The 10,893-nt window shown below is 44.6% G+C and carries 8 protein-coding genes; all 8 read right to left on the minus strand.

Features of this window, described 5'->3' with window-relative positions; genetic code table 11:
* Positions 1-10 precede the first annotated feature (10 nt).
* Complete coding sequence (locus BM607_RS06145) at positions 11-1,138, minus strand: M14-type cytosolic carboxypeptidase (protein WP_071939457.1); 1,128 nt, start codon at positions 1,136-1,138, stop codon at positions 11-13.
* 225 nt (positions 1,139-1,363) lie between these two features.
* Complete coding sequence (locus tag BM607_RS06155; RefSeq protein ID WP_071939455.1) at positions 1,364-2,044, minus strand: response regulator transcription factor; 681 nt, start codon at positions 2,042-2,044, stop codon at positions 1,364-1,366.
* Between the two features lie 262 nt (positions 2,045-2,306).
* Positions 2,307-4,868, minus strand: coding sequence for a TonB-dependent receptor (locus BM607_RS06160; RefSeq protein WP_071939454.1), 2,562 nt, complete (start codon positions 4,866-4,868; stop codon positions 2,307-2,309).
* A gap of 1,004 nt (positions 4,869-5,872) precedes the next feature.
* The gene (gene ruvB / locus BM607_RS06165) at positions 5,873-6,877 is read right to left on the minus strand and encodes a Holliday junction branch migration DNA helicase RuvB (protein WP_006081741.1); all 1,005 of its coding nucleotides are present in this window, start codon (positions 6,875-6,877) and stop codon (positions 5,873-5,875) included.
* Between the two features lie 47 nt (positions 6,878-6,924).
* Positions 6,925-7,542: a Holliday junction branch migration protein RuvA gene (ruvA, locus tag BM607_RS06170; RefSeq protein WP_006081742.1), complete on the minus strand. Its 618-nt coding sequence runs from the start codon at positions 7,540-7,542 to the stop codon at positions 6,925-6,927.
* The gene (gene ruvC / locus BM607_RS06175; RefSeq protein ID WP_006081743.1) at positions 7,539-8,060 is read right to left on the minus strand and encodes a crossover junction endodeoxyribonuclease RuvC; all 522 of its coding nucleotides are present in this window, start codon (positions 8,058-8,060) and stop codon (positions 7,539-7,541) included. Before ruvC ends, ruvA begins: the two co-directional genes overlap by 4 nt.
* Positions 8,061-8,180: 120 nt before the next feature.
* Complete coding sequence (locus tag BM607_RS06180; RefSeq protein WP_071939453.1) at positions 8,181-8,927, minus strand: YebC/PmpR family DNA-binding transcriptional regulator; 747 nt, start codon at positions 8,925-8,927, stop codon at positions 8,181-8,183.
* A gap of 308 nt (positions 8,928-9,235) precedes the next feature.
* On the minus strand, positions 9,236-10,893 hold a 1,658-nt coding region (aspS, locus tag BM607_RS06185), incomplete at its 5' end, for an aspartate--tRNA ligase (RefSeq protein WP_249269558.1).

Below are 10,893 nucleotides of genomic sequence, written 5' to 3' on the forward strand. Positions count from 1 at the left end.
CAGCCTCGCCCTAACGTAATTTATCAACAACGGCGAGCATGGCGATAAGCGATGCTTCACCTAAATAAATACTGCGCTCTGGCGACCAACCCACAAAAGGATCGGCCAGATTGTTATTGTCTTTAAAAGGCATTTCGAGGGTATTGGATAAACACTCGAAGGTCTGAGCGACCCAATTAGAAGCAACCGTTAGATTCGCTTGGCCTGGCTCGTCTTTGTCATAGCCAAACTGAGTTTGAAAATCAGCACTGGCTAAGGTTAATGCTTGACTGAAGTCCACTTGCAGCTGCGCCAGCTTATCATTGTAGGCAGGCACGCCCTCACAACCTGCGAGAAACACATAAGGTAAGCCTTCATCACCATGGACATCATAGAACAAGTCGACACCAGTTTGCTGCATCTTGTTGACGACGTGGTACACCTCAGGGCTCTTTTCTAAACTTGGCGTTTGCCACTCGCGGTTAAGATTGATCCCAATCGCATTGGTGCGCAGATGGCCTCTGACACTGCCATCGGGATTCATGTTCGGCACTATATAGAAATTGGCTTTATCGAGCAGCGCTTTCGCTGTTGGACAATCATTATCGAGTAAACGATTCACTAGACCTTCGACTAACCATTCAGCCATGGTTTCGCCCGGATGTTGTCTGGCGGTGATCCAAATATTGCGTTTAGAAGGATCGCCATTACCGACTTTCATCAGGGTAATATCGCGGCCATCTAAGGTCAGGCCTAAATGCTCTAAATTGACATCTGGGTGTAACTGCGCGCCGCTGAGTAAATCTAAGTGACGCTCATAGCTGTATGGCGCAAAGTAAGCGATTTGAATCGCATCGCAATCCAGCTCTAAGCTAATGCTCAGTTTGCCGTCTTTATACTGTGTAGGAATACGGAACCAATGCTGACGGTCGTAACTGGCTACTGCCTGATAGTCTTCCCATCCCTTGGTATAGGAAGCCGTCCCCGCGTTGATGATATTTAAGGTGTAATGGTTACCCACCTCACCTTCGAATCGAAAATTGAACCATTGATAAAACTCGCCGCCCGCATCGGGACGAATAGCAAGTTGAATATCGTCTTTATTATCAAGATTAACGACTTGGATATTTCCGCCATCAAAGTTGGCACTGATCCGCATAATGATTCCTAATAGGTTGTTAAAGCTAAGGGCTGTTAATGGCACGCGACTGATAGCACGCAGCACATTTTATTATATGGCCGATAGGATAAACCAAAACATCCCAAGGGGAAAACGAAAGCCAGTAAATTCAGTCAAGGCAGTTGCAGTCGACCTTTTATTGACCAAGTTTCACGCCAAACATCCGTTCAAACTTAGCCGTTAACAAGGTAGTAAACGATGGTGTTAAGCCATAAAACTATAACCTTGGCCTCGCACTGTATTGATTAAGTTACGCGGCAAGCTGATGTTGGCTAATTTACGGCGAGTGTTACTAATGTGCATATCGAGATTGCGGTCAAATCGGCCCAGATCCTTTTGTAATACTGAGCGTTGCAACTCTTGTTTCGTGATGACTTGACCTTTCCTTTCAAACAGATATTTAAATAATTTAAATTCGGTTTGAGTCAAATCGACATACCGTGTACCAATGGTGATCCTGTAACTCATATCATCAAAGTTAATCACTTTCGCTGCTACAGTTGCAATTTGCGGCGAGTGAGGTTGACTGACACAAAGACGTCGTTCTAAGGCGCGTAAGCGAACAAAAAGCTCTTTGATGCTAAACGGTTTACTCAAAAAGTCATCGGCACCCAATTCATAACCTGTGATGCGATCGTCTTCATTATCCCGTGCAGAAATCATCAATACCGGCGTTGAGCATTCCCGCGCTTTTAACAGCTCAAAACCATTCATTTGTGGCATGACTAAATCAAGCACTATGATGTCGGGTGAAAAGCTTTCAATGCATGCCAAACCATCAACACCATTTACTGCACATGCAACTTCATGCCCTTGTGTGCCCAAGGCATCGGCCAACCACACACTAAACAAGGGATCATCATCGACTAAGAGTATTTTACTCATCCTTAAAACCCAAACGAGAATCTATATCATTTATATTACCATGCGAATCGAGATGACTCTAGACCTATTACATTCGTTAAGAAGTGTGATGTTGAAAACTGTGAACAAAATACGACATTAGAGGAAAAAATAAATGAAGATTGGCTATTTAAAAGTGATGAGTTAAATGATGGTTAACCACTCAAAAATCTGTGTCTGGTTCCATTTCGCAATAAAAAAGCGCCCTAAGGCGCTTTTTAAACACTAAGAGTATTAACTTAGCTTAGAACTTAACCGTTACACCACCGTATATAGTACGGCCAATGGTGTCGTACACTTCTGGAACTGTACCAGCATCACTACCGTTAGTAACGTATAGCGGCTTCTCGTCAGTAAAGTTCTTCACCCCTAAGCTAACTGTTGTGCTGTCATTTACGTGATAAGTACCAGAAATATTGTGATACAGAATAGAATCAACACCTCTAACAGCAGCAAATGGTTCATCATTCACATCATAGTCAGTGTAATTATCATTCATAGATCGGATATAGCGGTTGAAGTACATTACACTCCAATCATCTTGACCCGCAGAAATGCTGAAGTTGTTACGAACACGAGAGTAAGCACCGAAGTTCCCATCGATAGTGCCAGTATAGTTTTCACCATCTTGCTCATAATTAATGAGGTATGTAGTGTCATTACTGACTTTCCAGTCTAACCCAAACAATGCAAAGCTATAAGCTAAGTTGAAATCAACACCGCTAGTATCCTGTGACCCAACGTTTGTTAATGCACTTGTTAAATTAAACAAATCACCATCGGCAGTAATATTGAATGTACTACATGCTTCAGCATCACCTTTATAACAAGCATCTAAACCAACTTGAACATCTGCACGAGCAATAGCATTGGTTACTTTGAAACGCCAGTAGTCTAAAGTCAGAGACATACCATCAATATAGCTTGGTGAGTAAACTAAACCAGCTGTATATGACTCAGATTCTTCAGGTTTTAAATTTTCATCAGATGTACGATTAACTAAAATCTGTCCAGTTTGTTCACTCAGAGGTAACCAAGGGTTCGTTAAATAATCAAAAGAACCTGAATTACCACCATATAATTCAGCAACACTTGGAGCACGGAAACCTGTAGCAGCGACAGTACGTAACATAAGTTCGTCGGATGCTACATATGTCAACCCAATTTTCCACGTAGTTGCTTTACCAAATGTTGAATAATCATCTAAACGCAGTGCAAATTCACCCGTTAATTTTTCTGTAAATGGTACGCTCACTTCTTGGAAAATAGAGATAACGTTGTAGTTACCGCTTGTCGGGTCTTGCTGAGCAGCAGTACTATCGCCAGCGACAACAACTGGATCTGGATTATAGAAACCACTTTCACGACGGTATTCAGCGCCAATCGCAAAGCCCACAGCACCCGCACTTAAATCGAAGAGTTCACCATTTAAGCCAGCAGACAACGTTTGTTGTTCATTGCCACCAGTTGATTTCTCGTCATACGAAACGTCTTTCATCTCATTCGTCAGTGGAGCCCCTTCAAACCACGCATATGGGTCTGCATAAATAGAAGCAGCCATTAATGTTGCGTTAATTGAGTTATCAACACCAGTTTTAGCCTCGTTCTTACCAAATGTGTAGTCCACATTCCAGTTCATACCAGTATGAACATCCAAAGAACCCGCTAATCCACCAGATAAACGCCAAGTATCAGTATCTTGGCTGTAAACACGAGGCCCAACATCATTCATACGTCTGTTATATTGCACTTGTCCGCGAGCGTCAGCTTTAATCCCTGCATCAACCATGCTTTGGTCAAGATTAAGGCAACCAGCAGTTGGATCTGTCACTCTTGGGTCGCCACAAACATTTAATTTGATTTGCGCAGGCTGTGCCGCAAGCTGTTGGTTTGAAAGACGATTGGTATAGATAGCATCCGCGGTTAGTACCACATCATTACCTAACTCTTGTGTCATATTTGCAAATAAGCTACGGCGTTCGCTTGGCGTTTGGAAGTAAACGTCATTCGAATAATCATAACCTGTGGCTCTGTTAACCCAATTACCATTTGCATCAATAACCTTCTGGTTTAATGCACCAGTTGGAATAATTGAACTCGTATTATCGAGTGGGTCATACCAATCTCGATCACCTTGGATAACACCACGACGGTCAGCATAAGCAGCACCAAAGGTGTAGTTACCACCCTCTGTGTTGAAACCATATAATGCACTTACATCACCACTCTCACCGTCACCTTTATCAGTGCCACTGCCGTTAAAATCGAGCTGAAAACCTTCAAAGTCTTTCTTAGTGATAATGTTCACAACACCGGCAATGGCATCTGAACCATAAACCGCTGAAGCGCCATCTTTCAGAATTTCAACACGTGCGATCATAGCCACAGGGATTGAGTTCAAATCCACTGCACTATCAGCACCAGAACCTGAGTTCACCATACGGCGACCGTTCAGTAACACCAGCGTGCGCTGTGACCCCATGCCACGTAAATCAACTTGCGCGACGCCATCTGCACCGTTGTTAGTGCTTGAACCCACGGCTGCACCCGCCATAGATGTTTGTACTTGTAGCATTTGGTCAACAGAAGTAAAACCTTCCGCTTTAATCGCAGCAGCATCAATAACGGTCACAGGTGAAGCTGTTTCCATATCTTGGCGCTGAATGCGTGAACCCGTGACTTCAATACGTTCAACTTTTGCTTTTTCTTCCGCTGCAAATGCGCTTGACGTTACAAATGCACCAGAAGTGATAGATGCAACGATAGCTAAGTTAATAGCCGACGCTACTTTGGTTCTTTTGATCATGTATGAATGCTCCCTAGATCTTACTATTATTTTTATGCTTACAGCTTGTACAACTATTGATGTACTAGTGTTGCACTCGATACTGAGGATTCACTTTAACTCCGTCAACACTCAAAATATTAACCAATTAAAAATTGATGTTAATAAATATGAGTTAACTTGTTTTATTTGATGGTTTTTATTTTCGATAAAACTTAAGCGATATAATTTATCAGGAGTTAAGTCTTAATGATGATAATTAATAAGTGATTAACACTGTTAATGAGTTACTTTTATGAAACATTCCCAGTGTGTAAAAGTGTGATATAGATCACACCAGGCATGTACAACGAGAGCTTTTGGTTGGAATGAAGTACTGATTAACCACCACTTAAACTGCATAAAAAGGGTTGTAAGCAACTAATTAAAAGCCAGAATAATTAAGATAATCTCACTAAATCAGCATATAACAACAGATACAATCAGCATCAATTGTGTTATTTATGCATGGGGAGTAAGGTTGCCAATAAAATTTCAACAATAATATTACAAATTATTCGGCATGCTAAACCTAGCGAAGAGTAACTGTAGCGACTATTATTTTGAGGATTTAATGGCCTAAATCAAATTTGTTAAATTAAGTTAATCTCAGAGAAAAAATCAATCTAAATGGTGGAAAACTTAGGCTTACGCTCAATAAATACACTATTGAGATACATTTGTTAATAAATATAGGCGAACACTAATTGGCTATAAATATATAGATTTCTATATAAAAGCTATTATCAATGTCGAAATAACGAGCTATAAAAGCCGTAAAACTTTTGAATATTGATACAACTTAATAATGAGGTGTGAGTAGCTATCAACTCATAAAAGCCCCTACATTTAACGCCAGATTAAACATCATTCGATTTGCTAAAGTGCGCTTTTACTTCACCCAAATTGTACGCAAAGGTAAATTTTACCCATAAAAAAGCGACCACTTAGGTCGCCTTTCATTATCGGTATTATCAAGCAGATGGCTATTCGGGTTTGATCAACTCAAAATGCTGGTATGCCCGTGCGGTTGCAATTCGGCCGCGGGGCGTACGTTGGATAAACCCTTGTTGGATCAAGAAAGGTTCTAACACATCTTCGATGGTTTCACGTTCTTCGCCTATGGCCGCGGCTAAGTTATCTAGCCCAACGGGTCCGCCCATAAACTTGTCAATAATGGCCAGTAATAGCTTGCGGTCCATATAATCGAAACCTTCACTATCCACATCTAATAAGTCTAAAGCGTGTTCGGCCACAAATTTGGTGACTGCGCCGTCATGCTTCACCTGTGCGTAATCCCGCACGCGACGCAGCAATCGGTTGGCTATTCGCGGTGTGCCGCGTGAACGGCGCGCGATTTCAAATGCGCCTTCAGCATCAATATCCAGCTCCATTACCTGCGCCGAACGCGTGACTATGGTGCTTAAATCTTTGATGTTATAGAACTCAAGCCGCAGCGGGATCCCAAAACGCGCCCGAAGTGGTGAGGTTAACGCCCCTGCCCGTGTTGTTGCGCCCACTAGAGTGAACGGCGGTAAATCAAGCTTGATGGAACGCGCTGCAGGCCCTTCACCTATCATGATATCCAGCTGATAATCTTCCATCGCCGGATACAAAATCTCTTCTACCACAGGGCTTAATCGGTGGATTTCATCGATGAATAACACATCACCGGATTCAAGATTGGTCAGAAGCGCGGCGAGATCGCCCGCTTTTTCAAGCACGGGACCCGAGGTAGATTTAATGTTTACCCCCATCTCGTTCGCAACAATCATGGCTAAGGTGGTTTTACCCAATCCCGGCGGACCATAGATCAACATATGATCTAAGGCTTCGTTACGATTCTTCGCCGCTTGAATAAACACCTTAAGCTGCGCCCGCGTGTCATCTTGGCCCGTGTATTCATCGAGCATTTTAGGGCGCATTGCCCTGTCGATGGATTCATCTTGAGCTTGGATCTGCGGCTGGATGAGTCTGTCTGCCTCAATCATGGTTCTTCCTTCTCGCAGCTTTCATCTTAATTATCATCATTATTCAATTAAAGCATCGACTTAAGGGCAGCTTTGATCAGAGTTTCTGAATCCATACCTTCTTTGTAGGCTGCAGAAACTGATTTACTCGCCTGCGGCGGTTTATAACCCAGCGAAATTAAAGCTGAAATAGCGTCTTCTTCAGCACTATTGACTGTCGGCGCAGGAGAGTAATTAGATTGCAGCACAAACTCACGCTCTGAACCTGCTGAGGCTTCCATCAAGCTCTTGAGCTTATCGCGCATTTCTACCAGTAACCGCTCGGCGGTCTTCTTGCCAACACCCGGTAATTTCACTAAGGTCACTATGTCATCACGCTCAACACAACCGACAAACTCACCTGCAGTCATACCAGATAAAATGGTCAGTGCAAGCTTGGGACCCACGCCATTGGTCTTGATCAGTAAGCGAAATAACGCCCTTTCCTGCTTAGTGATAAAACCATAGAGTAACTGTGCATCTTCACGCACCACAAAGTGGGTGTAGACCATGGTTTCATGGTTGACTTCAGGCAGCTCATAAAAGCTGGTGAGCGGCATCTGCAACTCGTAACCCACACCATTCACATCAATCAAAATTTCTGGAGCTTGTTTCTCAACTAGCACGCCCCGTAAACGACCTATCATCTGTACCGTCCGTATGTTCTTGCCGTTGCCCGGCCACTCAATGCGATTAAACTCTGGCTGGTGTGATAATGACACACAGCAACACCGAGTGCATCTGCGGCGTCAGCTTGTGGGGCTGCGGGTAATTTAAGTAGTTGTTGGATCATGTGTTGTACTTGGGCTTTTTGTGCTCGCCCCGTACCAACGACTGCGCTTTTAATTTGAGTCGCACTGTATTCCGCCACAGGTAAATTGGCGACAGTGGCGGCGACAATCGCCGCGCCGCGTGCTTGGCCAAGCTTGAGCGCAGAATCGGCATTTTTTGCCATAAATACCCGTTCAATCGCAAATTCGTCCGGTTGATACTGACGAATAATTTCAGTGATCCCATCAAATATTTGCTTAAGCCTGCCAGGAAGCTCTTCAGACGAAGTACGAATACAGCCACTGCCGAGGTAAATCTGATGCCGTCCCTGACATTGGATCACGCCGTAGCCTGTGATCCGTGAACCAGGGTCAACACCTAAAATAATTGCCATTTAATGCCTTATATGGGATCTGAATGTTCGTCTCAGTTCCTGGATTAGCGAGTGCCCTACGTTAGCGTGTGCGAGCTGAAATTGGTTTAGATTGACGCCCAAATCCAGCTCACAGTCAATCTAACCTAGGCTTGCCATCACGTCATCAGAGATTTCCGCATTATGATACACTTCTTGCACATCGTCATGATCTTCAAGGGTATCGATAAGGCGCATAAATTTTTCGGCAGTGTCTAAATCAAGCTCAGCTTTCGTCGAGGCTATCATAGCGATTTCAGCGTTATCTGCCACAAAACTCGCTTTATCGAGCGCATCTTTCACCATATAGAAATCAACGGGATCGGTGAACACATCCATCGCGCCATCATCATAGCTGACGATATCTTCCGCACCCGCTTCAAGCGCCGCTTCCATCAATGCATCTTCATCGGTTCCCGGCGCATAGGATAACACCCCTCGCTTAGTGAATAGATAAGCAACCGACCCATCCGTGCCTAAGTTACCGCCCGATTTACTAAACGCATTGCGCACACCGCTCACAGTCCGATTACGATTGTCCGTCATGGTTTCGACCATCACAGCGGTGCCGCCTGGGCCATAACCTTCATAGAGAATGGTTTCGAGTTGCTGACCTTCTAATTCACCGGCGCCGCGTTTAATCGCGCGCTCAACCGTATCGCGGGTCATATTGCCACCGAGGGCTTTATCAATGGCGACACGTAATCGTGGATTTGAATCGGGATCTGAGCCGCCTTCACGGGCTGCGACGGTTAATTCGCGAATGAATTTAGTAAAGAGTTTACCGCGTTTAGCATCTTGAGCTGCTTTACGGTGCTTAATGTTGGCCCATTTACTGTGACCTGCCATGGGAAGTCTCCTTAACTGAGGTGTCATCGCATAGCTTATCAAGAGCCGAAGTGTAATGGATTGAATAACGGCTATTTAGGATTGAACAAATAGATATTGATAAGCAAAGAAATGACGGTTCACTAAAACAGACCGAGGCTTGCGCCTCGGTTTTCGGTACGACTAAAAATAACTGATAAGGACTAATGCTAATAGACTAACGCCAATCGACTAATGCCAATCGCCTTTCACAAAACGAGCTACACAACGTCGACTTGAATAAGGTCGATTTGCATAAGATCGATTTACAAAAGCCCTGTTACGAAAGATCAGTCTTCAGTTTTAACGGCTTTCTCAACCACGGCAATGCCAAGTTCAGCTAACTGCTGTGGATTAGCAAATCCTGGTGCGTTAGTCAGCGGACAAGCGGCTGTAGTCGTTTTCGGGAACGCCATCACATCGCGGATTGAGCTTGCGCCCGTCATCAACATGATGATGCGGTCTAAACCAAACGCTAAACCTGCATGTGGCGGAGTACCGTAACGCAGCGCTTCTAACAGGAAGCCGAACTTCTCTTTAGCTTCTTCGTCGGTAATACCCAAAATACGGAATACCGCAGACTGCATTTCTTGGTTGTGGATACGCACTGAACCACCGCCTAATTCGCAGCCGTTTAATACCATATCGTAAGCATCAGAAACACGATTTGCTGGGTTAGCTTCAAGTTCTGCCGCCGTTACGCCGCGCGGTGCGGTGAACGGATGGTGAACAGCGTGGAAATTGCCGTTGATTTTCTCAAACATTGGGAAGTCAACCACCCACAGTGGACGCCATTCGCCTTGTAATAAGTTGAAATCTTCGCCGGCTTTAAGACGCAGTGCACCCATAGATTCAGCAACCACAGTCGCTTGGTCAGCACCAAACAGAATAATGTCACCGGTTTGCGCGCCAGTGCGGCTGACGATTTCATTGACTATGCTTTCGTTTAAAAATTTCAGCACAGGTGATTGAATGCCCTCTAAGCCAAGGCTTAGGTCATTAATCTTCATCCACGCTAAGCCTTTAGCACCATAGATGCCAACAAACTTCGTGTAATCATCTATTTGCTTACGAGACAGTGCAGCGCCGCCTGGAATACGCAGTGCAGCAACACGGCCTTCTTCATCGTTAGCAGGGCCTGAGAATACCGCAAATTCGACTTCTTTGAGTAAATCGGCAATGTCCACCAGCTCCAATGGGTTACGTAAATCGGGCTTATCGGAACCGAAACGACGCATCGCTTCGTTGTAGGTCATGCGCGGGAACTCGCCCAGATCGACGTTCAGCATTTCAAGGAACAGACCGCGCATCATCTCTTCGGTTTTCGCCATCACTTGCTCAGAGCTCATGAAAGACGTTTCGATATCGATTTGGGTAAATTCTGGCTGGCGGTCGGCACGTAAATCTTCATCACGGAAGCATTTTACGATTTGATAGTAACGATCAAAGCCTGACATCATCAGCAACTGTTTAAACAGCTGTGGCGATTGTGGCAAGGCAAAGAACTGACCTTTATAAGTACGGCTTGGTACTAAATAATCGCGGGCACCTTCTGGGGTTGCCTTGGTCAGGATCGGTGTTTCTATGTCTAAGAAACCATTTGAGTCGAGGAAACGACGCACAGAACTGGTCACTTTAGCACGGAAAATTAATCGCTGCGCCATTTCTGGGCGACGTAAATCTAAGTAACGATACTTAAGACGTTGCTCTTCGCTGTTGTTCTGGTAGTTATCCATGCTCAATGGCAGTGGATCGGCAGCGTTGATGATAGTCAGGGCTTGGCCTAAGACTTCAATTTCACCGGTCTTCATTTGACCATTGACTTGGCTGTCAGGACGGGCGCGAACTAGGCCTTTAACCTGAACGCAAAATTCGGCGCGCAGCGTGCTGGCGACATTGAACACCTCAGGTAAGTCTGGATCATAGACCACTTGGATCAGACCTTCTC

The organism is Shewanella sp. SACH, from assembly GCF_001887095.2.
Taxonomy (GTDB): Bacteria; Pseudomonadota; Gammaproteobacteria; order Enterobacterales; family Shewanellaceae; genus Shewanella; species Shewanella baltica.

Excerpts from the sequence above, each read along its gene's own strand:
- BM607_RS06145 (WP_071939457.1), bottom strand. The coding sequence starts at position 1,138 with ATGCGGATCAGTGCCAACTTTGATGGCGGAAATATCCAAGTCGTTAAT.
- BM607_RS06155 (WP_071939455.1), bottom strand. The coding sequence starts at position 2,044 with ATGAGTAAAATACTCTTAGTCGATGATGATCCCTTGTTTAGTGTGTGG.
- BM607_RS06160 (WP_071939454.1), bottom strand. The coding sequence starts at position 4,868 with ATGATCAAAAGAACCAAAGTAGCGTCGGCTATTAACTTAGCTATCGTT.
- ruvB (WP_006081741.1), bottom strand. The coding sequence starts at position 6,877 with ATGATTGAGGCAGACAGACTCATCCAGCCGCAGATCCAAGCTCAAGAT.
- ruvA (WP_006081742.1), bottom strand. The coding sequence starts at position 7,542 with ATGATAGGTCGTTTACGGGGCGTGCTAGTTGAGAAACAAGCTCCAGAA.
- ruvC (WP_006081743.1), bottom strand. The coding sequence starts at position 8,060 with ATGGCAATTATTTTAGGTGTTGACCCTGGTTCACGGATCACAGGCTAC.
- BM607_RS06180 (WP_071939453.1), bottom strand. The coding sequence starts at position 8,927 with ATGGCAGGTCACAGTAAATGGGCCAACATTAAGCACCGTAAAGCAGCT.